This is a genomic window from Kribbella albertanoniae, from assembly GCF_004348455.1.
GTDB lineage: Bacteria > Actinomycetota > Actinomycetes > Propionibacteriales > Kribbellaceae > Kribbella > Kribbella albertanoniae.
On record NZ_SMKA01000045.1, the window covers coordinates 1 to 23363 of the forward strand.

Consider the following 23363-nt stretch of genomic DNA (forward strand, 5'->3'; position numbering starts at 1 on the left):
CCCACCCCACTCCGTCGCCATCGTCCTCGCCAGCTAGCAACGTTCTTGGGCGGCCTGGCTCGCGTATCGCTCGGATGCGGCCGGCCACCTGCGGCACCGGTTACCCGCCGCCGCGGCCGATTTACAGTGGGAGTGTGGCTGGGGTGGGTGCCTGGCTGGGCGGGATGGTGCGGCCGGTGACCGCGGTTCCCGCCGCTTGAGCTTCCGGGCTACGGCTGGCGCCGGTGCATCAGGCGTCCGATCACCTGCCCCGCCGCGGTGGTGACGACCGCACCTCAGGTCGCCCTCGTCCGGCCCTCCGCAATTTAAGGGGATCTCCGCTCAGCTGGACCCTTCTCTGGTCAAATTACGAGGGGAGAACCGGCAACTTGAGGGGAGATCCCCTCGTTTTCCGTGCCGCGGCGACAGTCCGCCGTAGTGGCGGGCGCGACGGCAACCCCGCCCACGCCGGGCCCTGGCGGACCGCATGGGCTGGGTTAACCCACGAGCTTGTGGGTTCCCCACTCGCATGCGGGTGCAGAACCCACAAGCTGATGGGGGAACCCATCAAATGCGGGCGGCTCGACCACCACGGCGGGTGTGCTGTGGGGTCCACCTAGCGTCTGACAGAACCGCAGGGCGCGTCTGCTGATTCTTCGGACGTTGTGGGGGTGGGCCGTTGAATCGTTCGTATTTGGGTGGGAAACGCACAGAAGGCGGCGTTCGAGTTTGTTCTTCGGTGTCGATTTGCGGAATCGCTTGTGTCCGGGGTGCTGGTACCGGAGTGTGGAATTCGCCAGCAGCGCGAGCGGGGGCGACGGGAGGACACAGATGACAGTCGGAGGCGTCGACACCTACTACGACTATGACGAGAAGCAGTGGAAGATCCGGAGGCTCGGTGGTGGGCCGGTGGCCCGCGGGCCGGTGTGCCCGGCTCCACGGACTACCGATTCCGCAGCAGCCAAGCACGATCGTCGGCACGACAAATCCAAACGCAGCTGAACAACCACTCCTGAGGGTGGCACGGCCCGCCAGACCTGGTCACCCCACCGGCTATTTCTGTCGCGGCCCTGGGATCAGGGTGCGTAGTTCGAGTGCGGCCTGGAAGCGATCCAGCCACGGCCGGGAGCGTAGCGCCCGGCGGACGGCGTGGACACCGGTCCAGGCCTGCCCGGCCACGTCCGGTGTGGTCGGGCCGCCGGACCAGAGCGCGTGATCGACGGCGTGCGCGACGCTGGCTAGTCCCGGGCCGGTGTCGGGTAGATCGCGGGCGGCGTGGGCGAGGTCTCGGACGGTCATGCCGGAGGTGACCGGGATACCGTGCGCCCGGATGCGGTCCCGGGCCTCGGCCCAGGCGCCGACCACCGCTGCGCTGCCCGCGCGTCGGCGACGACGCTGTGCCCGCAACTGCTTGAGCAGCGGTACGCCGGCCAGCCAGAGCAGCAGCAACGCCGCCGAGACCGCGAAGATCGGGGTCAGTGGGAGGTGGAAGCCACCAGCGCTCGCATCATCCCCCTCGTCGCCGGACGATGGCTGCGACTCGGGGTCCTGGATCTCCTGGATGTCCGGCACAGACTTGCGCGCCTGATCGGTGATCGAGGCTGCCGCGCCGGTGGGGTTCGTGCTGTCGGCGGTCTGCGCACCGACGGCCGGGTCGAGCGGCCACCAGCCAACGCCTGCGACGGCGACCTCGGGCCAGGCGTACGCGTCCTTGTTGGTGACTGTGTACCACCCGGCCGCATCGGGCTTGGCAGGTGCGCGGAAGCCGACCACGAGTCGGGCCGGAATCGAGTTCTGCCGGGCCAGAGCGACGTACCCGGCGGCGAACTGTTCGCTGCTGCCGACGTTCTTGGTCTTGCTCAGGAACTCCTTCAGCTGCGGCCAGCTGTAGCCGGTCGGCGGCGAGCTCGTCGAGCTGGCCAGCTTGTAGTTCGTGCGGAAGTACTTCTCCAGGGCGATCGCGGTCTCCATCGTGGCCCGCTTGCCGCCCAACGGATTGAGGTCGGCGATCTCGGGCGGCAGCGGACCCATGTCGTTCAGCCCGCCGGGCGCGGTGCTGTCGACGCCGGCCGTGCGCAGGTAGTCCGCGTCGATCTCGGGCTCGGCCCAGGCGAGGTTGTAGTAGTCGGGCTGCTCCGGTACGACGAGAGTGCTGCCGATCGGCTCGACCTGCGGATCGGCGGCGTTGCCGATGGTCTCAGGCGACAACTGCCCGGGCAGCCAGGGGCCGTCCAGCGCTTCGTCGGGTCGGATCAGCGCGCGCCGCGTATTCGTGTTCACCCGTACCTCGGGACCGGCGGCGAGCTGGGACCCCATCCGCAGCAGCGGGTGGTCGGCCGTCCAGTTCGCTCCGTCGAAGCTGTCGAGAGCGACGAGCCGCCAGCGATCGACCGGCTCGGACGTCTGGTACTTGAACACGACCTTGTCCCGGGCCTGCGGGCTCAGCCGACTGGCCAGTTCGTCCAGCGGACTCGTCTGGCGGCTAGCCGGAGCCGTCGCCGACTGCACCCGCTGGAGCGAGTACGGCGTTCGCCCGTGAGGATCGATCGTGCTCACGATCAGGCCGCACACGATCGCGGTGAGCGTGACGGCCGCGGTCATGGCCCACGGGGTGAGCTTGCGGTACTCGAAGTGATCGGGGAGCAGGACCGCGATCACGAGCAGGCCGATACCGACCGCGATCAGGACGGCGGTGAGTCCTTCGGCGGCGACGTACAGCTGGCTCACGCCGACGACGCCGATCGCCGGCAGCAGGGCGACCAGCGGTGGGGCGCGGTCGAGCAGTTCGATGGTGAGTACGCAGGCGACCAAAGCGAGCAGGGGAACGAAGATCAGCAGGTCGGGTTCGGGTCGGGCCGGCCAGGTCGACTCGAGTGTCAGCCGCCAGGCGGTGAGCCCGTGACCCAGGGCGCGGATCGACGAGAGCGTGGGGAGGCCGGCCAGAGTGGTTGCCTGGAGCACCGATTCGATGACGGCCAGCAGCCCGGCAACGACCACCAGCAACGGCCTCCAGCTGAGCAGGCCAGGCCGGCGGCGGCACACCTCCGCCACGATCGCCGTGATCAAGCAGACCAGACCAACGGGAAGCCAGAGGTGCTGCAACCCGAAGACGGGGGCAAAACACAACCCGCCAAGGAGAACGCCGGCGAGGCTGGCGACTGTGCGACGACTGTTCATCGGAGCACCCCGGTCCACTGCACCAGCGCCTCGCGCGCGGTTCCTGCCAACACCACTTGGGCTCCGAGGATGGGCGCGACTCCTTGCACGGGGCCGAGGCCGATGGCGGTGACTGACGAATAGCGGGTCAGGAGGGGTGCAAGGTCAGCGGCGGAACCGCGGGCGCCGGTGACGACCACGATCGCGCCGCCGGCCGACGTACCGGTGGTGAGCACGGCTGGCACCAGGGCGGAGCGGTCGTCGCGCTGCTGCACGATGCACAGCTCGTCCAGGAACATCCGCGACGCCACAGCGCCACCCGGGGCGGCGAAGTCGGCGCCGGCCGTCGTGACGAACCGGCAGCGGTGCCCGGCCGTGGAGGCCGCGAACAGGATCGACGCGGCCACCTCGACCGCCTCCTCGAAAGTGGCCTCAGGCAACGGTTCGGTCCGGGTGTCGAGCAGCACGGTCAGCCGTGGCTGGTCCGGGTCGGCGTAATCGCGGACCATCAGCTGCCCGGTCCGCGCGGTCGCCTTCCAGTGCAGGTGCCGAACCTCATCGCCAACCACATAAGGCCGGACGTCGCGCAGATCGGCAGACCCTCGGAGCGAGTCGTCCGCCGTACGGCCGATATGGTGGTGCCGAGGACGCCCCGCGACCACGGTCTTGGTCGGGTGCCGGCGCGGGTGCACCCACAGCGTCCCGACCTCACCGGTCGCCTTGCTGTTGCGGGTCAGGCCGAGCGGGTCCCGGCGTTCGAGTGTCAGCGGGCCGACCTCGATCCGGCCGCGGCGCGAGGTCGGAAGCTCATACCGGTACGTCGCCTCGATCCCGGGACCGAGCTGGCGAACCCGAACCTCCTTCCAGGCAGCGCCTGCCGAGTCCCGCGCCGAGAACGATGCCTGCCGCCGGGTGCCCTCGTTGCGCACCCGAAGGGTCGCGAGCGCCGGTCGGCCGCGTTCGACCCGATCCGGTGACAACACCCGCTGCACGGTCACCTGCGGCTGCCGCAGCGTCAGTACGACGGCCGCCAGCAACGCGCCGAGCCCGATCCCGGCCAGCGCCCGGAAGAGGGCGTACCCGGCCAGCTCGCCCAGCGCATACAGCGCGATCGAGCCCAGCAGTACGGCGATTCCACGCCCAGTAAGTCTCATCTCCGCCTACCAGGTCACGCGGTTGGATTCGTAGTCGCCGACTGTCACCCAGACAGTGCCGCCACGGTCGTCGTTGTAGAACTTGTTGACGGTCAGGCTGCCGTTCGGTCCGACCTTCAGACTGTCGCTGTGCAGGATGCCGTAGTTCGACGTGTGGCCGACGAACGTGTAGGTGGCGTTGGGTGTCAGGCCGGTCGCGGTGATGCGGATGTAGTAGCAGTAGCTGGGGTTGGCGCACTGGTTCGCGTCGCCCGTGTACAAGGGGCCCTTCCGGATGCGGATCGAGGGCTCGGCGCCTTGGTTCGTCGTCGCCGACACGGTCGCGGCGGCCCCGATCAGCGTCTTCCCGTTCGAACCTCGGGTGACCGTACGGACTTGGAAGGTGTACCTGGTCGAGTCCTTCAGCCCGGTGGACGTGTAGCGAGCCGACGTGGTCGTGGTGGGATCGCTGTCGTTCACCCGGAAGACGCTGTAGCTCAGGAACGTGCCGCCGTTCAGGTTCGGCCGCCTCCAGGTCAGCGTCACCCGGCCGTCGCCGGCGACCGCGCGCAAGGAGAGCGGCGCAGCGGCCGGCGTCGCGACCAAAGGTGGCGGCGGGTTGGGTTTGGGCTGCTGAGTTCGCGGCGGATCGATCGGTCGACGAGACGGCTCGGTACGGCGTGGTGGCTCGACCTGGCGTGGTGGCGTGGTGGTCGTCCGGTTGCCACCGGGGTCGATCGTCCGCCGCGGCGGACGGCTCGGATCCGGCACCGGCGGCTTGCTGGTGGTCGGTGGCGGCGGAGTGGTCGACGGCTTGACCGGCACCGTTGGGGTTTGGGTCGGCCCCGAAGCCGGGACCGGTTCGGAGACCGAGCCGTCCCGGTCCACCACGAGAGCCTGCTCGCCTCCGACAGTGTCGACGTACAGGCGCTGGTCCGCGCCACGGACGAGCAGCGGCCGATCGTCCTTACCCGGCTTGACCTTCGAGGACGGCCCCGGGATCGCTTGGCTGTCCTTCTGGTTGCCGTTGGCATCCAAGGTGATGAGCTTGCCGCCGGACTCGTCGACCAACGCGAGGTTGCGGCCGGAGGACGCGATCTGGGTGAACTTGCCTGGCGGCAAGGTCGTCTCGATCGTCGCCGATCCGGCGGTCGGAGTGCCGGTGATCGCCGCGGTGTCGACCAGGTGCAGCCGGGATTTGTCCGGTTCGACGATCGCGATCCGGCCGTCGACGTCGTTCGGTGCGACGATCGACTGCGGTGACAACGTCACGCCGGGAATCGTCAGCGGGCGGCCGAGTCCGGACGCGGAGACCGTGCGTACCTGACTGGCGGTCGTATCGACGAACACCACCTGGTCACGAACCACGGCCAGCGAGCCGACGTTGCCGTGTTGCAGTTCGGCCGGGCAGGTCAGGCGACCGGCCCCCGCCGGCAACTGGCACAGCTCACCACTGAGCAGTCGCTGCACCCACAGCGTCCCGTCCGGGGTCACGACTGGCTGGCCGAGCGCGTTGTTGTCGCTCAAGGTCAAGGAGGTCGGGCCGAGGCGGACGATCGAGCCGGCCGCGCGATAGACGGCGTACGCGACACCGCCGGCATTGAGGCCGGCCGGTACTTCGTTCGACGGAGAAGCCTCAGGTGCCTCGACCCGCAGCGTCGACTTCTCGAAGCGGGTGATGCTGCCGCGGGCCAGGACGTAGCCCTGGGTGTCGGTCTGCACGGCCTGGGTGCCGGGTGCGAGCCCCGGGACCGCCACTGAGCCGTCCGCGCGCTTGCTGCCGCCGTCGATGTGGAAGACCGCGCCGATGGTGCTGTTGTAGATCAGGTGCCCGGACTGCAAGAACCTCTGGCCGGACGAATCCGCACCGGCCGTGGTGACGGCGAGGGTGGTTGCCACGACGCAGACTGCGACGACGCCGGCGAGCGTGGCGCGCGAACGCCACTGCGGAGCGTTCTCGTTCACCGCCTTGCGTCGGCGGATGATCCCGTTCAGCTGCATTGCCGTCCTCCTCCCCGTTGCTCGCCCGCAGGTGTCAGCCTGCGTTGACGCCCGCCGTCGGCGCCGGTGTCGCGGCGAGGACCTCGTCAACCACCGAAGCCGGCGGCCGCTGGCTCAGCTCGGCATCCGGGGTGAGGACCAGGCGATGCGCGAGGACCGGCTGCGCGACCTGCTTGACGTCGTCCGGGGTCGTGAACGCGCGCCCGTCCGTCGCCGCGTACGCCCGGGCCGCTCGGACCAGGGCGATGCTGCCGCGCGGACTGGCGCCGTACCGGACTGCGGTGTGTTCACGAGTGGCAGCCGCCAGCTTGACGGCGTACGAGCTGATCGCAGGGTCGACGTGGACCGAGCGGACGGCGGCGATCGCGTTCCGCAGTGCCGGTACGTCGATCACGGGGCTGAGTGAGTCCGGGCCGATCCGGCTGGTGTCGCCGAGCACGATCCGGACCTCGGCGTCGTGATCGGGGTAACCGATCTCGATCCGCATCAGGAACCGGTCCAGCTGCGCCTCGGGCAGCCGGTACGTGCCTTCCATCTCGATCGGGTTCTGGGTGCCGATGACCAGGAACGGATCCGGGACCGCGCGGGTGTTCGAGTCGACCGTGACCCGGCGCTCGGCCATCACCTCGAGCAGTGCGGACTGCGTCTTCGGCGTACCGCGGTTGATCTCGTCGGCGACCACCACGTTGGCGAAGATGCCACCCGGATGGAATTCGAACGTCTCGTTGCCCTGGTGGTAGACCATGACACCGGTGATGTCACCCGGGAGCAGGTCCGGGGTGAACTGGATCCGGTTCCAGGTCGCGTCGATGCTGCGGGCGATACACCGCGCCAGCGTGGTCTTGCCCAGACCCGGCACGTCCTCGATCAGCAGGTGGCCCTCGGCGAACAGCGCCGTCAGCGCCAGCCGGATCACCTCCGGCTTCCCGTGGATCACCTTGCCCAGGTTGTCGGCAACCAGCCGGTACGCCTCACCCGGCGGAATCGTGGCACTCATCAAACAACTCCCCTCAGCATCCCTGCCGAGACTAGTCGTTTCAGGTCCAACGCTCGTCCAGAAAAGGTCCAGATGTCCTGTTACTGCCGTTCTGTCGGCAACTGGAACTCGAAGATCGCGCCGCCTTCGTCGCCGTTGTAGACCTTCAGATCGCCGCCGTGCGAGAGCGCGACCCAGCGCACGATCGACAACCCGAGCCCGCTCGAACCGCCGCCACTGTTGAAGCGCTCAAACAGGTCCTCGCCGACCTCCGGATCGATCCCGGGACCCTGGTCGGCGACGGTGATCCGGCCGTCGGCCACCGTGACGGTGATGATCGCCTCGGCGGCTCCGGGGAGCCGTCCGTGCCGCAGCGCGTTGTCGAGAAGGTTGCCGACGGCCCGTTGTAGGAGCGTCGGATCGGCTCGCACCATGCTCGGCGCGGTCACCAGGGAGATTCTGGCGCCTTCGGTAGGGAAGTCCTCGACGACGCCGGCGACGAGTTGGTCGAGCCAAACAGGTTGTACGGCGAGCTGTTCCACGCCTGCTGCGAGTCGGGCGCGGACGAGCAGGCCGTCGATGATGTCGCCCATGCGACCGGCCAGGCGGACTGTGCGCGGGAGGAGTTCGGCGCGCTGACCAGGATCCCGTACGGCGGTCTCCGCGAGTGCGCGTAGTGCGGCGACCGGGGTGCGGAGGTCGTGGGCGGTCTCGGCGAGCAGCGTCTCCTGCTGTTCGAGAGCAGCCATCGCTGGACGGATCGCGCGCCCGGACAACCAGTAGCTGGCCGCAGCCGCAGCACCGATCAACCCAGCACACAACGCCAGAATCAGCCACACCAGCTCCTGATGTGAGTCCACCTCGTCCTGGGTGTCCAGCCAAGCCACCACAGCACCGTCGTTCTGCTTGCTTTCGGGGAACCGGAACGGATCAGCGCGGAGCCGGATCACGTGCCCGTTCAGCGCGGTGCTGTCGGAGTAGACGACTTTGTCGGAGGTGGTCGCCCGGGTGGCGAGCTCGTCGAGCATGGCCTTGTCCACGTCCGTGCAACCCGGCTCGCTGTACGTCGCAGCGAAGGAGTGGACACCGCCGGACAGGATCGCGAACTCCGGACACTTCCCGTAGAGCGGATCCTGGATGACAGCGGCCGTGTTGATGATGCCGTTGCTGCTACCGCTCGCGAGCCGCAGGACTGGGCCCGTGACGAACTGCAGTCGAGCATCGACGGCGGCTGCGTCGCGTTGGGCGTCCTGGCGGATGACGACGGGCGCCAGGATGAGCAGGCCGATCGTGTTGGCGACGGTGAAGACCGCGGTGAGCCACCAGCGGAGGCGGCGGAGGCGGTCGGCGGCGGGGCCTTTCACGATTGGGCACCGGATGGCTGGATCAGGCGGTAGCCGCGGCCGCGGACGGCCTGGATGAGGTCCGGACCACCGCGCAGGCGGGCCCGGAGCCGGGTGATGGTGACGTCGACGACGTTCGACATCGGGTCGGCGGCGGCGTCCCAGCAGTGTTCGATCAGGTCGGTCCGGGAGATGGTCTGCTCGGGCCGGCTCATCAGGAACTCCAGCACGGAGAACTCCTTCGCTCGCAGGGTGACCAGGACGCCGCCGCGCCGGACCTCACGGCGGCCGGTGTCGAGCTCGACGTCGGCGTACCGCAGGATCGGCGGCCGGATGGTCGGGCCGCGCCGGCTCAGGCTGAGCACCCGGACGATCAGTTCCTCGACCGCGAACGGTTTGACCAGGTAGTCGTCACCGCCGTGCTCGAACCCGTCGACCCGGTCGGCCAGCTGGTCCATCGCGGTCAGGAACAGTACCGGGACCGCCCAGCCGTCCTGCCGGCGGCTGCGAACGTACCCGATCGAGTCGCCGTCGGGCAGCATCCGGTCGAAGACCACGCAGTCGTAGGCGTTCACGAACAGCGCCTCGTCGGCGTCCGCGATGGTGCCGGCCAAGTCGACCGCGAGCGCTGCGGAGCGGAGCGCAGCCGGTACCGCGACCTGCAGCTCCGGGTCGTCCTCGACCACCAATACCCGCACAGGGACCCCTCACCGAATTCTGTGTCATCGAAATGTCATCGTCACCCCGGATCGTATGTGTCATGAACGGTCACTCAGCGCACTCACCGGCCCTGTCACCGGCCTTCCGCGTGCTGGGCCCGCTGGAGGTGGACGGCCCGGACGGCACGCAGATCGACGTCGGCGGGGGCAAACCCGCCACCGTGCTGGCCCTGCTTCTGCTGCACCGCAACGCCTGGGTCAGCACCGAGCAGCTCATCGATGCCGTCTGGTCCGGCCGGGACGTGCCCGCCTCCGCGCAGAACAACCTGAAGACCTACGTCTGGCAGCTCCGCCGGGCGCTCCCGGACGACCGGATCGAGAGCCGCCCGGGGGCGTACCGGGTCCGCGTCCTGTCCGGCGAGCTCGACGCCGACGCCGCGTCCGCCCTCGGCGACGAGGCTCGCGCGCTGCTGGCTCGCGGATCCGCCGCGGAAGCGGTGACCGTCGTACGGCGGGCGCTCGATCTCTGGCGCGGTTGCCCGTACGACGGGCTCACCGACGACGCGGCCTCAGCCGTCGACCGGCTCACCGAGCTGCACCGGACACTCCGCGAGGACCTGGCCGACGCGCATCTCGCACTCGGCCGGCCATCCGAGGCGATCGCCGTACTGCGGGTGCTCACCGACGAGGAGCCACTGCGCGAGCTGGCCTGGGCCCGGCTGATGGCGGCGTACCGCCTGGTGGGACGCAGGCACGACGCGCTGGCGGCGTACCAACGAGCCCGTACGGCGCTCGTCCGCGATCTCGGGATCGAGCCTGGTGCGGAGCTGACCGCGCTGCACCTGGAGATCCTGAGCGAGGACACGCGCCGACCGGTGGTCGCGCCCGTCAGCTCGAACTTGCCGCCGCGTGTCGCCGGATTCGTCGGCCGCGAGCCGGAGCTGGAGTCGCTGCGCGGCGCTTGTGGGGTTGTGACGATCGACGGGATGCCCGGGATCGGCAAGACGGCCTTCGCGCTCGAGGCGGCCGCGCTGTCCGGGCACGAGACCCAGCAGTACGTCGACGTCCGCGGCGGGAGCGTGGTTGCGCCGACCGGTGGGTTGCTGATTCTCGACAACGTTGATGACTTTGAGCAGGTGCGGTCGGCGCTACCGAACGACCCGGCTGCGCTGGTGCTGGTGATCAGCCGGCGGCGACTGGCCGGACTCGATCGCAGCGGCGCGATCACGCTGGATCTGCTGGCTCCGCGCGAGGCTTCTGAGCTGACTGAGGTTGGGCAGATCTTGTCGGCCGCAGGTGGACACCCTGGGGCGATCCGGCACCTGATCGAGCGGACGCGCAACCGGCAGCCGTGGACGGTGGCGCGGATGACTGCTCAGCTTGAGGATCCGACTGGTCGCTGCCACGCGCTGGCTGAGCTGCTCAATCGGTTCGACGGGTTGGTGGAGCCGGCCGTGCAGCAGCTCTATCGGCGGATCAGCACAGTCGGCCGGTTCGACCTTGGTCAGGCTGCGCGGATGGCCGGTGTCGAGGCTGAGGCGATGATCGACCAGCTGATGGATCTGAACCTGGTCGCCGAACCGGCACCGGGCCGGTTCGAGCTGTTGCCGATCGCCCGCGACCACGCCTATCGGTTGCTGCAGGCAACTGAAACGCGCCGGGTCAAGGCGGAGCTGGTCGCATGAAATCCCAGGCTACGGCGGCCGCACCGGCCGCCGATCGTCAAACCACCGCCGCGCCTGCTGCTGCTCGGGTTCCGCAGGCCACGGCAGTCGGGGTTCCGCTGGCCCGACCTTCGGTGAAGGTGCCGTCGGCAACGGTTCCCGCGGTTGCTCCGGCACCGGGGCCGGTGGCGCGCTCGGCGATCGTCGTACAGCCTCCTGCTCCTGATTTGGTGGCTGATCCGGTCGAGCGGCCGGATCGGGCGATTCGGGTCGGGCAACTCGTTTGCTGGCAGCTTGCGCTGGTGATGGTCGCGGCCGCGACTACTGGATCGCGGACGGTGCTGATCCTCACGTCGCTGGCTGCGGTGTCGCTGGTGCTGCTCACGGCGGTCCGGATTCGCGGACAGTGGCTGTATCGGTGGATCGGCATCTCGCTGCTGTTCGTGCTGCGGCGACGCCGGATTGACCTCGGCGACAGCATCGCGATCAGCCTGGTCAGTGCGCTGCTCGGCCGGACGACGACCGACGTGGTGACCGTGCGGGAACAGCCGTACGGCGTACTCAGTCGGGCGGCCGGCGTCAGCGTCGCGCTGCGACTCGGGCCGGATGCGCAGTACCGATTGCTGCCGCAGCTCGCCTCGCTCGCCGAGGCGGCCGACGAGCAGCCGGTCGGTGTCGGGCTGCAGTTGGTCCTGCACGCCGGTCTCAAGCAGAACCAGAAGCCGCGGACCTGGATCGCCGTCGCCGCCGAGCGGACGCCGGACATCGCCACCGACGAGCAGTTGCGCCAGGTGGTCGCGAACACCGTTCGCCGGTTGGTACGGCGATTCGACCGGGAGCAGGTCGAGTACCTGGCCCTGGACGAGTCCGACGTACTCGCGTCGATCGGTGCCCTTGCCCACGCCAATGCGGGTCGCGGTCAGCTCCAGGAACGCTGGTCTACCTGGGCTTGCGGACCCGTCCACCAACTAACTATCCGGTTGGTCGGCTCAGCCTCGTTGCCTGCGGCAACACTCGAAGCGCTGGTCGGCACCCTGCTCGGCACCGGAACCGGCGCCGCCCAGACCATCGCTGTCACCATCACCGCGGCCGCCGGCAACACCGCCTCCGCCCGTCACGACGTCGTCCTCCGGTTGGCCGCGGCACATCCCGCCACGCTCGACTCGGCGACCTCGATCCTGATCACCCTGGCCCGCTCCTTCGGAGTAGAGCCAGAACGCCTCAACGGCCGGCACGCATCAGGTGCCGCCGCCACGCTTCCTCTGGGGGTAGAGATCTCATGACTGTGCACATTGCCACGCTCCGCGCGGCGGGTTATGGGGCCTTGATTCCCGTCCTTCCCTCGTCGCTCCAGTCGCTTCGCTCCCTGCGCTCCTCAGTCCAGGCCGGGGGCCCCATAACCGCATTTCCTTCACTCGTCAGTCCAGACCGGGAGACCTCATGACCGTCACCCTTATTAACCGGCCTACTGGGTTTCATCACGTCCCCGCTCAGGGCGCTGTTGCCGAACTGCTGGCCGGTGCCAAGGACGAGGTTATTGCCCTTAGCAACCTCACTCCCGCTGGGCCGGCGTTCGGGCCGCGGGACGTCAAGCACGGCGTGCGGTACCGGGCGATCTACCCTGATGCCGCACGGATGACGCCGAACCTGTGCCGTCATCTCGGGGCGATGTCGATGGCCGGTACGGCAGTCCGCACGATGCCACTGGTGCCGATGAACGCACTCGTGATCGACGGCCAGGTCGCCGTACTGCCGGCTGATTCGGCCAACGGGAGCGTCGCCGTACTGCGGCTGTCCAGCGTGGTCATCACGGTGCTCGAACTGTTCGAGCGGGTCTGGCCGGACGCCGTACCGCTGGCTGCCGACGACCTTCCGGACGACACCGACCTGTCGATGCGTGAGCGCGAGATGCTGCGGCTGCTCGGGCTCGGTGCCACCGACGAGGCAGCTGCGGCACAGCTGGGGATCTCAGTGCGGACGGTACGGCGGATGGTCGCGCAGATCATGCATCGGCTTGGTGCACGCAGCCGGTTCCAGGCCGGTGTGAAGGCGGCCGACCGTGGCTGGCTACTGGATCGGGCGAGTTGATGTCGCGCATCCTGACCGTCGCGGCCGATCGTCCGGGTGCCTACCCGACGATCGGCGCGGCCCTGCTCGACGCTCCGGACGGTGCCGCGGTGGTCATCGCGGCCGGAACGTACGCGGAGACGATGGAGCTGAACGGCCGCTCGATCACCCTCCGCGCCGAAGCCGGTGCCGAGGTCGTGATCGACGGGTCGGGGGCCGACTGGCCGACGATCCGGGCGGCCGACGGTTCGCTGGCACTCCACGATCTGGTCGTCCGCTCGGCCGATAATCTGACGGTTTCGACCGAGCGGACGGCGCTCACCCTCGTGGGCTGCACGATCAGCGGTGGTTCGCGACCGGCGGTGAGTGTGCACGCGGGGCCGGGGCTGCGGATCGACAAGTGCACCGTGAGTGGTGCCGCGACCGGGATCATCGTCGAGGGCGCGGGCGGCGAGATCACCGAGACGGTGGTGCGCGATATGTCGGGTGACGGCATGGTCTTTGCGCTCGGTGCCGATCCGGCGGTCAGTGGTGGCTCGGTGAGCGGGTGTGGCGGGCGTGGGGTCTACGTCTACCAGTACAGCCGGCCGTCGCTGAGTGACCTCGAGATCGCGAACACCGGCGCCGAGGGGATCGGCGTCGCGCACGGGAGTACGCCGGTGATCCGGCGGGTGAGCGTGCATGACACGCGTGGATCTGCGGTCACAGTGGGTCCCGGGTGCGGCGGAACGATCGAAGGGTTGCGACCGTCGAACACGGCCGAACCCGCCGTGCAGATCGCGGCCGGCGCGACGGTCGAGGTGATCGAGGCGAGCCCGCTGACGGCCGCATCGAGTGGTCCGATCGACGAGCTGCTCGGGCACCTCGACCAGATGGTCGGGTTGCCGGGGGTGAAGGCGGAGGTACGGGCGCTGGTCGACGAGATCCAGGTCAACGAGTGGCGTCGTACGGCGGGATTGTCTGTTGGATCGGTCAGCCACCACCTGATCTTCGCCGGGGCACCGGGGACCGGGAAGACGACCGTGGCGCGGTTGTACGGGAAGCTGCTGAAGGCGCTCGGCGTGCTGCCGGACGGTGGGTTCACCGAGGTTTCGCGGCGGGACCTGGTCGGGCAGTACATCGGGCACACGGCGGAGAAGACGTCGCAGGTGTTCGAGAAGTCGCTCGGCGGAGTGCTGTTCATCGACGAGGCGTACACCCTGTCGCGCTCGGCCGGGAGTGGCGGTGACTTCGGGCAGGAGGCGATCGACGTACTGGTGAAACTGATGGAGGACCACCGCGACGAGATCGCCATCATCGTCGCCGGGTACACCGTCGAGATGACCGACTTCCTGGCCGCCAACCCCGGCCTGGGATCCCGGTTCTCCAAGACGATCGAGTTCGAGAACTACTCCGCCGAGGAACTCCTCCTGATCACCGACCGGATGGTCGCCGGCGGCGACTACCTCCTCGACCCCGCAGCCGGCGCACCCCTCACCTCCTACTTCGACCGAATCGCCGACAGCCCCAACTTCGGCAACGCCCGCGAGGCCCGCCGCCTCGTCGAAGGCATGCGCAAAGCCCAGTCCCAACGCCTCCGCCTCCTAGGCCGCATGCCCACCACCACCGAACTCCGCCAACTCCTCCCAGACGACGTCCAAGCCGCCGCCGGAGTGTCCTGAGTAAACGGATCACCCGAACGACAGGAGGTATTCGCCGATTCGCGTCCCTCGGGCGGCGGCGTACGCCTGCGGCGGCGTATACGTAGTCAGACACCTCCTGTTCTTGCGGATGCCCTTCCACCCGCGCGAGTGAACCGTGCCCCGCGAGCGAGGGAGGTTGCCTGTCGAAGTGGAGGGTTGCCCGTCGAGGTGGGGGGTTGCCCACTCAAAATTTCAGGGGGCAACCCCCTATTTCAGGGGGCAACCCGAGGCCACGGACGCATGCCGGCGTACTGCGGACACGAATTGGGGACCGCGGACACGCGATCAGATGTCCGAGGTCCCGACTAGGTGACCGCAGTACACCCCGGCTCACCTGCACGCGGCGCAGCAGAGCGCCGTACCCGCAACGTCCGAAGGATCCGAGGGCGTGGTCTCCGGATCGTCGGACGTTAAAACGCTGCCCGGGGAGAGTGAGTAGGGCGGGGTACTGGGTGGGGGTGAGCGAGAACGAGTGTGTGGTGGCGGCTTCGGCTGGGGATGTTTTTGCGATCCTGACCGACGGGTGGCGGTATGCGGCCTGGGTGGTCGGGGCGTCCAGGGTGCGTGATGTGGACCCGCCCTGGCCGGAGCCTGGCGGGCTGATCCACCACTCGGTCGGAGTGTGGCCGTTGCTGATCGACGACAACACAGAAGCGCTCGAGTACGACGCCGGCCGCCGACTGCGGCTGCGGGTCCGGGCATGGCCGGTGGGTGAGGGTGATGTGGAGTTCCGCGTCACCGAAGTCCCGGACGGTTGCCGGGTGGTGATGACGGAGAAGGCGGTCCGCGGCCCGGCCACGTTGCTGCCGGAGAAGGTGGCCGATTTGTTGCTGTCGGCCCGTAATACCGAAACCCTGCAACGCCTCAAGCTCCTGGCCGAGCAGCGGACCGAACCCTAGGGGCGCTAGCCGGACTTCCAGGTGAACGTGTTGGACTTGGTCGTCCCCTCGGGGCCCGTCGCCAGGACATACACCTGCTTGCCGACCATGCTGCAGGGGAATCGGTCGTCGACCAGTTGATGGCCTTGGCTGTCGGTCGTGAGCGTGGCGCCCTCGTTGAACTGCTTCCCGTCGACGTAAGGCACGAACTTGTAGCGAGTGTTCGGCCGGAAGTTCTCCATCCGCACCTGGATGAAGGCGCAGTCCGGTGGCTCGCACTTGTTGTACTCGGTGCCGGCGCCGCGCGAGGCGACGAGGCGCCTGGTGGGCTCCTCCTTGCCGACCGGAGCTGCGGTCAGGGTGGTCAACTTGCCGTTCAGCAGCTCGCCGTTCGGAGCCCTGGTGACTGCGCGGACATAGAACGTGTACTTCGTACCGTCCTTCAGCCCGGTCACCGTGGCCTGGGTGGTGGTCGTGTTCACCCGGGGCTTGGCGGTGGCGGTCCCGATGCTGACGGTGTACCGCACGAACTCCCCGTCACCCATCGTCGGCCGGTCCCAGGCGAGTGTGAGCCGCCCCGACGTACCGTCGTCCCTCACCACGATCTCGCGCGGCGACTCGGCCTCGGCGTACTGCCTCTTGATCGAACCCGTCCGTACGGCGGGCCCCAGACCCACGCGGTTCCGCGCCCGGATGGTCACGGTGTACGCCGTGGTCCGGCCCGCGAGCTCTGTCACGAGCGTCGACCGGGTGCTGCCGCTGACCGTCTTCGAACCACCGGACCAGCTCAGCACGTACGCCGTGACCGGGGCACCATTCGCCGTTGCTGCCAGCCAGTTCACCGTCGGCCCGTCGGTGCCGTACTTCGCGCTCACCCCGCTGGGCGCACCCGGTACGCCGGCCGTGATCGGCGGCTTCTTCGGCAGGTTCCTCTGAGGTGGCTCGGTGGTCCGCGGCGGATCCTTCTTCGCCGGTACGTCGGGCTTGTCGCGGTCCGGGTTCGTGGGCGGGTCCTTCTTCTCCGGCGGTTCCTGGGTGTGCACAGGCACGTCAGGTGTGTTGACCGGCTGCGTCGGCTTCTGAGATGGCGTCGGCTTCTTCGGGCGGTTGATGCCGTCGTCGTCAGTGGCGATCTCCACCGGCTTGGCCTTGCCGTCCTCATCGACCACGACCACGTGGTCGCCCTTACCACTCTCGACGTACACCTTGGAGTCGTCGCCGCGGAACAGGTTCGGCTCGCGCTTGACCTCGTCCTCTTCGGCGTGGATGTCGACCTTGCGGTAGCCGACGTGGCCGTCGCGGTCGACGGTGGCCAGGTCGGAGCTCTTGCGGTCGAGCACTGCCAGGCCACGCCCGGACGAGGCAACCTTGTCGTAGTTGCCCTTGCGGAGTTTGGTGATGATCGGTGCGTCCGCCTTCTGCCCGGGCTTGTCCGGCAGCCCGATCAGGTGCACCGCACTCTGATCGCGGTCCAGGAACGCGATCTTCCCGTCGACGTCGTTCGCGGCGACCACCGCCGACTCCGGTACGTCGTTGCTCAGATCAACATGTGACCCGAACCCGTCCGGCGTCAGGTCGGTCACCCGGTCGGCGGTCAGGTCGACGAACACGGCCTTGTTGCCGATCACGGTCAGCGCACCCTTGTGCCCCTTCTGGACCGTGGCCGGGCAGGACATCCGGTCCACCGTCAACGGCAGTTGACACAGACCGCCGTCTTCGACCCGGTGCACCCACAGCGTGCCGTCCGACGTCACTACCGGATCCCCGAGCGGCACGCCCAGGAACGCCGTCGCCGGCTGCTTGCCGAGGCGCATCACCCGGCCTTCCTGCTGATAGATCGCGAAGGCGGACCCGGCGGCCTCCAGACCGATCGCCTGCTCGGCCGGCACCTTGAGCGGCTCCGCCACGCTCAGGTCGGACTTGCCGAACTTGTCGATCCGGGACTTCGACAGCACATACGCGTCGGTGTCGGTCTGCACGACCTGGGCACCCGGCGTACCGGTGGTCAACGGGACCTGGGCATCGACCTTCAGGGTCGCGCTGTCCAGGTGGAAGACACGCCCGATCGCACTGTTGTAGATCCAGTGACCGGACTGCGTGAACTTGAATCCCGAATTCGGGTCGCCGGCGCCGGTCAGCACGACCACGCTGGTCAGCGCGACACAGCCTGCCACCACCGCAGCCAGCCCGGCGCGGCCCTTCCGGCCTTCCGGCGGGTCGGCGCGGCGTAGGAGCTTGGTCAGCTTCATCGAGGGTCGCCTCACCTTCACAGATTATCGGTGGGTGGTCCAGGATCGGTCCAGACTGCGTCCACTAGCTCTTGCAAGTAGCACCCCGGATGCTGGTCGGCTTGCTGTAGAAAACCTCGCGTCCGTCGGTGCCCTGGACCTCGAAGCAGTACGTCAGTCCTTGGCTGACCTGGACGGTCAGCGTGGTCCCACTTCCCCGGTACATCGCCCGTGGCGCCTTCGCGCCTTGCTCCGCCACGAAGACGGCGTACGTCAGTGGTTTCGAGAACGACCATTTCAGCAACACCGTGGTGCCCTTGTCCTGCGGCGGATCCAGCTGGATCGTCGGCGTCTCGGTCGCCGGCGGCGCCTGCGAGGCCGGCGTCGCCACCGGGGAAGGTGGTTGCCGCGTCGCCGGACTTTCGTTGCCCGGCCGCAGCAAGATCGGCACCAGCACCACCAGCGCAATGGCCGCGACGATCCCGATCAACACCTCTTTGCGCGGCGCCTTCCACTGGCGTTGCTTAGGCCGCGCCGAAGCAGTTGCCACCGGCACGCTTCTGCCAGCCGCCAGCTCATCCCGGAAGTCGTCGAAATCAACCTCGTCCGCAGCATCCGTCGTACCGCGAAGCAACGTCTCGAACTCCCGCACCACCGCAGCCGCATCCGGCCGCGTCCCCGCATCCTTCGCCAGCATCCGCCGCAACAACGCCGTCAACGCCGGCGGCACATCCCGTCCCGACACCTCGGGAGCCGGCTCCCGCAACACCCGCAGTACGACGTCGTCCGGCGACTCGCCGGGCCGCGTCGGAAACGGGGACTCCCCGGTCAGCGCGAGATACAACACCGCGCCGAGCCCATACACGTCAGCTTCTTCGGACAGCTCCCCGTCCCGCAACACCTCGGGAGCCGTGTACGCCGCCGCTCCCGTCAGGTCCCGCGGGAACCGCAACCGCAACGCCATCCCGAAATCCGCCAGCACCGGCTGCCCGTTCGGCCGCTCCAGCACATTGCTGGGCGTCACCCCGCCATGCACCAGCCCACCCTCATGAGCCTCCGCCAGCACAGACCCCAAAATCTGCCCCAGCACGACCACATCCGCGATCGGCAGCCCCCGCCCACCAGCCAGCTCCACCAAGGACTGCGGACAGAACTCCATCCGCACCCCGGTCCGCCCGTCCGGCAGCTCCTCAACCCCATCAGCCAGCAAAACCGAAGCAGCCACCCGCAACCCGGCCAACTTCGCCTGCTCAACCTCCACCGCATTGAAAGTCCGCCGATCCAGCCCCCGCGGATAGACCTTCAACACCGCCAGCGCCCGGTCACCCGCCGGCGGCACCAAGAACAAAGAGGCCACCGGCCCCTCGGCCCGCAGCACCAGCGACTCAGGAGAAATCTCAGCCATCACCGTCATCTTCCCACCCGGATCAGCCGGCCACATCGAGATAGGCGCAGCCATGGGCGATCAGGAAGCGCAGGTCACCAAGGATTTCGGCCAGGGAGTGGAAAGGATCGTTGTCCTGTTCCCAGTGCGACGTCACGGTCGCCCGGACCTCAACGCTGTGCCACAACGTCGGTGCCACCGAGCCCCACTGCCACAGCTCGTAGCAATCCGGGTCGAGGACGGCGGCAGTTCCGACACCTGGGATCCCGACGGCGTACCCGTCGAGCCGGTCCAAGGCGTTGCCGAGACCGACGTACTGGACGTCCAGGCGGTGGCCGCGGGCGAACTCGGACGCCGCGATCGGATCGTCCTCGACGATCGCCAGCAGCCCTGCTGCCTGCATCGTCTCGATGTGACTGCCGGCATCGGCAACACCCGCGCGCGCGATCACGTCGGCGACGGTCCAGGGACCTTTGCCGGTCTCGGTCACCCCGTGCGCCACCATCCAGAGGCCGAGTTGCTCCTCGCTGAGCCGGTGCTGCTGCCAGCCGGTCCGTACGACGTGGACGGCCGGACCGGCGTCGTTCGCCCGGACACCGCCGTAGTGGCCGACCGGAAAGACCGAGGCCGTCACCGGATCCTCCGCCGGTCGAAGTACGCGGCCCGGACACACAACAGCCCGTGGATCTGGCCGAGGACCCCGGCCAGCACCTGCCGTGGCTCGATCTCCCCAGGATTCGTCACGCCGACCTGCTGGGCGACCACAGCGGCGTCCTCGCAGCCGGTCCACAGTTCCGGTGCCAGCTGCGACCACGCCCAGACGTCGTACAGGGCGCTGGAGACCTGAGCCATGGGATGGTTCAGGATCCCGACCAGTTGTAGCCAGGGTTGCTCCGGATCGGGGCCGAGGCCCTGGACCAAGGGGAACAACTGGTGGTTCCTGGCGAACTCGAGCGCGTTGTCACCCTCGGGGTCGACCCTGACCAGCAGACCGTCCGCGAGGAACCGGTCGAGCGCCGGTTCCGAGGTCGCGGTCGGCAGCCCGAGTGCGGTGGCCCGTTCCAGCAGGCTGCTCCGGGTCGGCCGGTCCTCGTCGCCGACCCCGTGCGCGAGCAACCAGATCACGAAGTCCTCGTCGTCGAGTTCCATCACCTCGGTGCCGATCCGGACCTGCTGGCGTCGTTCGTCGCCGGCTCCGGACCACATCACGCCGAGATCGTGCCCGACCGGGATCAGCAGTTCGCCGGTCCGCATGGGAATCCTCCTTTCCTCGAGCTGATCCGAGCGTAGGAAGGCGATGCCGGGCCGGTGGGGTGGTGTCCGGTAGCTGCCGCCGGACCTCGGGCGGCGTTCGGCGGCGCGACGCTGGGACCAACGACGCGGTGAAGAGGAGCGGGCAAATGATGATGACCGGTTTGGTCAGGGTCACGGTGGCGGCGCCCAGCCGTCGCATCGATGTGGCCCTCCCGGAGAACTCGGTGGTCGCCGAGTTGGTGCCAGGCCTGTTGCGCAGTGCGGGCGAGCACCTGGCCGACGACGGTGCGGGGGCCGGCGGCTGGGTGCTGCGCCGCTCGGACGGCAGGCCGTTCGAGCTCGGCCGCACGCTCGGCCAGCATCGGATCCGGGACGGCGAGGTGCTGTACCTGGTCGAGCAGTCGGTTGAATGGCCGGAGCTCGAGTACGACGACGTGGTCGATGCCATCGCCCAGGGCGCCGGCCGAACCGGTCGGCTCTGGTCACCGCGCACCACCCGTCAGGCGGGCTTCGTCCTCGGTATGACGGCGCTGTTCCTGATCCTCGTCGACGGCCTTCGATGGACGCCGGTGTCGGACGCCGCGCTGTGGTTCCTGGGTGTGGCTGCCCTGCTACTGGCCGCGGGAACCTTGCTGTCCCGGGCGTTCGGTGACGCCTCGGCAGGGAGCTTGGCCGGCAGCGCTGCACTGGTGTTCGCGCTAGCCGGGGGCGGGCTCTCGCAAGCTGCCGGCCTGACCCGCCTCGCGATCCCGGATCTCTTGCTGGCCTCAGCTGCGTTGCTCCTGGCCGGTTTGCTCGGCTTTGCCGGTACGTCGGACCGGCCGGCCGTATTCGCCGCCGCGATCGCTACTGGCGTGTTCGGCCTGTTCGGTGGCTGGCTCGCGACCACCGACTCGCTCGATCCCTTCGAAGCTGCGGCATTGGTGGCCGGCGCTCTGCTGGCCTTTTCGCCGGCCTTCGGCGTGTGGTCGATCCGGCTGGGCCGGGTCCCGATGCCGGTGCTGCCGCGATCCACCGCCGATCTGGTGCGCGATGATCCGCAGACACCGCGCCGGCTGGTCCAGCTGGCGGTGATCCGGGCCGACGCCTTCCTCTCCGGACTTCTCCTGGCGACGGCCGTCATCGTTGCCGGCTGTCAGGTTCTCCTGGTCCGGCACGGCGGAACAGCCGGTCTCTGGTACGCCGCCTTGCTGAGCCTCGGCTTCCTCGTGCGTGCTCGGCTCTATCCCGCGCTGCGGCACCGCATCGCGATGCTCGTGGCCGGGTGCAGCGGGCTGGTCGCGCTGGCATTGTGGCCGTTGGCAACGCTCTCCGCCGCGGGCCCGATTCTCCTGGCGGTCGCGGTGGCGGTCGCGGCCCTCGGCGTACTGGTCGGTGGGAAACCCTGGAGCCCCTATCTGGGCCGGTACGCCGAGATCCTCGAGATCATCCTCGTGCTCACCATCGTCCCGCTGTGTTGCGCGGTCCTCGACCTGTACGCCGCCGTCCGCGGATTCGGAGGCTGAGATGGCGACCAAACGTGAGCAACTGCAATCGCATCAGTTCCTCGTCCAGCGAGTGGTCTCCGCGCTCATCCTCCGGGAGTCCGATCCGGAGCAGCCGCCCTTCCGGCGACCGTTGGTGGCCGCCTTCGGGAGTATCGCGGTCGCGCTGCTGGTGCTGGCCGGGTTCGCCGTCTACGGGTTGATCGTTCCGGGTGGGAAGAACGCCTGGCGCAGCGGGGAGTCCGTTATCGTGGAAAAAGAGACCGGGACCCGGTTCGTCTATGTGGACGGCAGGTTGCACCCGGTCACCAACTACACCTCGGCGTTACTCGCGGCGGGCAAGTTCGCTCCCCTGATGAGTGTCTCGGCGGCCTCCCTGGGCGCGGTACCGCGAGGTCCCCGGGTCGGTATCCCGGACACCCCCGATTCATTGCCCAAGGCAAAGGCATTGCTGACGGGCGCCTGGTCGCTGTGCTCGGAACCGAGCCAGGACGTCACCGGCACCGCCGTCGACGAGTCGGTGCTGCTCATCGACCGAGCCCCCGAGGCCGGCCGTCCTTTGGCCGATCAGGCGGTGCTGGTCGCGGTGGCCGACACAGGTGATCAGTACCTGCTCTGGAACGGCTACCGGCATCAGATCCGGAAGGCCGATGCGGCCACTGTCTCAGTTGCGCTGCAGCTCCGTTCGGCGCCGTGGGCAACAGTAGGAGCCGAGCTGGTGGACGGTCTGCCGGTCGGTGCGCCGGTACTTCCGATCCAGGTCGCCGGTCTGGGCCAGACGTCGAAGGCGGTTCCTGGCAACCGCACGCTCCGCAACGGCCAACTGGTGGTGGCGACGACCTCGGACGGTGGACGTCAGTACTATCTCGTCGAAGCGAACCAGCTGCGGCCGATCACTCCGCTGCAGTTCGACATCCAGAGCGCGTACGGGCCGACAGCCAAGGCCTACAACGGTCGCCAGCCGTCGGCGCGGGCCCTCGGCCTGGTGGATTCCGGCCGAGCCGTGCAGGGGCCCGCACCGTCGACAGCACCGGATCAGCTCCCGGCGGAACGACCCGAGTTCGTCGGGCCGCGACTGAACGGATCGACCTTGTGCGCAACCTTCGAGCCCGGCTCGTCGGTCCCGCGACTGGCGGTGGACGTCACGATGCCACCGCGAGATGAGCTGATGACGACGGTCGCCCGGACCGGCCGGGGAACACCACTCGCGGACCGCGTCGTCGTACCGCCAGGACATGCTGCACTGGTGGAAGCGATGCCATCGAAGGCGGCACCGGTCGGAACGCTGCTGCTCGTCAGCGATCAGGGCATCGCCTATCCGCTGGCCGGCCAGGAGGTACAGAAGATCCTCGGGTACGACGGCGTCCGCCCGGTGCGGATGCCGGCCGGACTGGTCGCCCGGATTCCGCTGGGCAGCGGCCTCGATCCGAAGGCCGCTGCGGTTCAGCCGGCCGGGCCCGCACTCCGCTGAACGG

18 protein-coding genes are annotated in these 23363 nt (G+C 68.8%); 8 read left to right on the top strand and 10 right to left on the bottom strand.

The window, feature by feature from the left end; genetic code table 11:
- The first annotated feature begins 810 nt into the window (after positions 1-810).
- The gene (locus tag E1261_RS45260; protein WP_165952483.1) at positions 811-981 is read left to right on the top strand and encodes a hypothetical protein; all 171 of its coding nucleotides are present in this window, start codon (positions 811-813) and stop codon (positions 979-981) included.
- 51 nt (positions 982-1032) lie between these two features.
- Here the strand turns inward: E1261_RS45260 and E1261_RS13225 are convergent, their stop codons facing one another.
- The 6 genes from E1261_RS13225 to E1261_RS13250 form a co-directional block, all read right to left on the bottom strand.
- Entirely contained in the window at positions 1033-3156 is a 2124-nt protein-coding gene (locus E1261_RS13225) for a transglutaminase TgpA family protein (protein ID WP_132406322.1), read from the bottom strand.
- Positions 3153-4289, bottom strand: coding sequence for a DUF58 domain-containing protein (locus tag E1261_RS13230; protein WP_132406324.1), 1137 nt, complete (start codon positions 4287-4289; stop codon positions 3153-3155). The genes E1261_RS13225 and E1261_RS13230 overlap by 4 nt, the downstream gene beginning before the upstream one ends.
- 6 nt (positions 4290-4295) lie before the next feature.
- Positions 4296-6269: a fibronectin type III domain-containing protein gene (locus E1261_RS13235; RefSeq protein ID WP_132406326.1), complete on the bottom strand. Its 1974-nt coding sequence runs from the start codon at positions 6267-6269 to the stop codon at positions 4296-4298.
- Positions 6270-6303: 34 nt separating this feature from the next.
- Entirely contained in the window at positions 6304-7266 is a 963-nt protein-coding gene (locus tag E1261_RS13240) for an AAA family ATPase (RefSeq protein ID WP_132406328.1), read from the bottom strand.
- Between the two features lie 80 nt (positions 7267-7346).
- Positions 7347-8609: a sensor histidine kinase gene (locus E1261_RS13245; protein ID WP_132406330.1), complete on the bottom strand. Its 1263-nt coding sequence runs from the start codon at positions 8607-8609 to the stop codon at positions 7347-7349.
- The gene (locus E1261_RS13250) at positions 8606-9286 is read right to left on the bottom strand and encodes a response regulator transcription factor (protein ID WP_132406332.1); all 681 of its coding nucleotides are present in this window, start codon (positions 9284-9286) and stop codon (positions 8606-8608) included. Before E1261_RS13250 ends, E1261_RS13245 begins: the two co-directional genes overlap by 4 nt.
- A 62-nt stretch (positions 9287-9348) precedes the next feature.
- On the opposite strand from E1261_RS13250, the gene E1261_RS13255 reads away from it, so the two are divergent.
- The 5 genes from E1261_RS13255 (at position 9349) to E1261_RS13275 (ending at position 15559) form a co-directional block, all read left to right on the top strand.
- Positions 9349-10932, top strand: coding sequence for an AfsR/SARP family transcriptional regulator (locus E1261_RS13255; protein WP_165952484.1), 1584 nt, complete (start codon positions 9349-9351; stop codon positions 10930-10932).
- Entirely contained in the window at positions 10929-12194 is a 1266-nt protein-coding gene (locus E1261_RS13260) for a hypothetical protein (protein WP_132406336.1), read from the top strand. Before E1261_RS13255 ends, E1261_RS13260 begins: the two co-directional genes overlap by 4 nt.
- A 157-nt stretch (positions 12195-12351) precedes the next feature.
- Complete coding sequence (locus E1261_RS13265; protein ID WP_132406338.1) at positions 12352-12999, top strand: helix-turn-helix transcriptional regulator; 648 nt, start codon at positions 12352-12354, stop codon at positions 12997-12999.
- Positions 12999-14639 carry an AAA family ATPase gene (locus tag E1261_RS13270; RefSeq protein WP_132406340.1) on the top strand — a complete coding sequence of 547 codons (1641 nt, stop codon included), beginning with the start codon at positions 12999-13001 and terminating at the stop codon, positions 14637-14639. The genes E1261_RS13265 and E1261_RS13270 overlap by 1 nt, the downstream gene beginning before the upstream one ends.
- Positions 14640-15118: 479 nt before the next feature.
- The gene (locus E1261_RS13275) at positions 15119-15559 is read left to right on the top strand and encodes an SRPBCC family protein (RefSeq protein WP_132406342.1); all 441 of its coding nucleotides are present in this window, start codon (positions 15119-15121) and stop codon (positions 15557-15559) included.
- A gap of 5 nt (positions 15560-15564) precedes the next feature.
- Here E1261_RS13275 and E1261_RS13280 read toward each other — a convergent pair whose 3' ends face one another.
- From E1261_RS13280 to E1261_RS13295, 4 genes are all read right to left on the bottom strand, one after another.
- Positions 15565-17787: a fibronectin type III domain-containing protein gene (locus tag E1261_RS13280; RefSeq protein ID WP_132406344.1), complete on the bottom strand. Its 2223-nt coding sequence runs from the start codon at positions 17785-17787 to the stop codon at positions 15565-15567.
- Between the two features lie 64 nt (positions 17788-17851).
- Complete coding sequence (locus E1261_RS13285) at positions 17852-19171, bottom strand: serine/threonine protein kinase (RefSeq protein ID WP_132406346.1); 1320 nt, start codon at positions 19169-19171, stop codon at positions 17852-17854.
- Between the two features lie 22 nt (positions 19172-19193).
- Complete coding sequence (locus E1261_RS13290) at positions 19194-19784, bottom strand: hypothetical protein (protein ID WP_132406348.1); 591 nt, start codon at positions 19782-19784, stop codon at positions 19194-19196.
- Entirely contained in the window at positions 19781-20404 is a 624-nt protein-coding gene (locus E1261_RS13295) for a hypothetical protein (protein ID WP_132406350.1), read from the bottom strand. Before E1261_RS13295 ends, E1261_RS13290 begins: the two co-directional genes overlap by 4 nt.
- A gap of 146 nt (positions 20405-20550) precedes the next feature.
- Between E1261_RS13295 and eccD the strand changes: the two genes are divergently transcribed.
- Together eccD and eccB are read left to right on the top strand one after the other, a co-directional pair.
- Positions 20551-21909 (top strand): type VII secretion integral membrane protein EccD, encoded by a 1359-nt coding sequence (gene eccD / locus E1261_RS13300; protein ID WP_132406352.1) that lies wholly within the window; start codon positions 20551-20553, stop codon positions 21907-21909.
- A gap of 1 nt (position 21910) precedes the next feature.
- Positions 21911-23359, top strand: coding sequence for a type VII secretion protein EccB (gene eccB / locus E1261_RS13305; protein WP_132406354.1), 1449 nt, complete (start codon positions 21911-21913; stop codon positions 23357-23359).
- The last annotated feature ends 4 nt before the right edge of the window (positions 23360-23363 follow it).

Bases quoted from the DNA above. Each gene is read 5' to 3' on its own strand.
- eccD (WP_132406352.1), top strand. From the start codon at position 20,551: ATGATGATGACCGGTTTGGTCAGGGTCACGGTGGCGGCGCCCAGCCGT.
- E1261_RS13255 (WP_165952484.1), top strand. From the start codon at position 9,349: ATGAACGGTCACTCAGCGCACTCACCGGCCCTGTCACCGGCCTTCCGC.
- E1261_RS13265 (WP_132406338.1), top strand. From the start codon at position 12,352: ATGACCGTCACCCTTATTAACCGGCCTACTGGGTTTCATCACGTCCCC.
- E1261_RS13285 (WP_132406346.1), bottom strand. From the start codon at position 19,171: ATGGCTGAGATTTCTCCTGAGTCGCTGGTGCTGCGGGCCGAGGGGCCG.
- E1261_RS45260 (WP_165952483.1), top strand. From the start codon at position 811: ATGACAGTCGGAGGCGTCGACACCTACTACGACTATGACGAGAAGCAG.
- E1261_RS13295 (WP_132406350.1), bottom strand. From the start codon at position 20,404: ATGCGGACCGGCGAACTGCTGATCCCGGTCGGGCACGATCTCGGCGTG.
- E1261_RS13280 (WP_132406344.1), bottom strand. From the start codon at position 17,787: ATGAAGCTGACCAAGCTCCTACGCCGCGCCGACCCGCCGGAAGGCCGG.
- eccB (WP_132406354.1), top strand. From the start codon at position 21,911: ATGGCGACCAAACGTGAGCAACTGCAATCGCATCAGTTCCTCGTCCAG.
- E1261_RS13230 (WP_132406324.1), bottom strand. From the start codon at position 4,289: ATGAGACTTACTGGGCGTGGAATCGCCGTACTGCTGGGCTCGATCGCG.
- E1261_RS13270 (WP_132406340.1), top strand. From the start codon at position 12,999: ATGTCGCGCATCCTGACCGTCGCGGCCGATCGTCCGGGTGCCTACCCG.
- E1261_RS13225 (WP_132406322.1), bottom strand. From the start codon at position 3,156: ATGAACAGTCGTCGCACAGTCGCCAGCCTCGCCGGCGTTCTCCTTGGC.
- E1261_RS13260 (WP_132406336.1), top strand. From the start codon at position 10,929: ATGAAATCCCAGGCTACGGCGGCCGCACCGGCCGCCGATCGTCAAACC.
- E1261_RS13240 (WP_132406328.1), bottom strand. From the start codon at position 7,266: ATGAGTGCCACGATTCCGCCGGGTGAGGCGTACCGGCTGGTTGCCGAC.
- E1261_RS13235 (WP_132406326.1), bottom strand. From the start codon at position 6,269: ATGCAGCTGAACGGGATCATCCGCCGACGCAAGGCGGTGAACGAGAAC.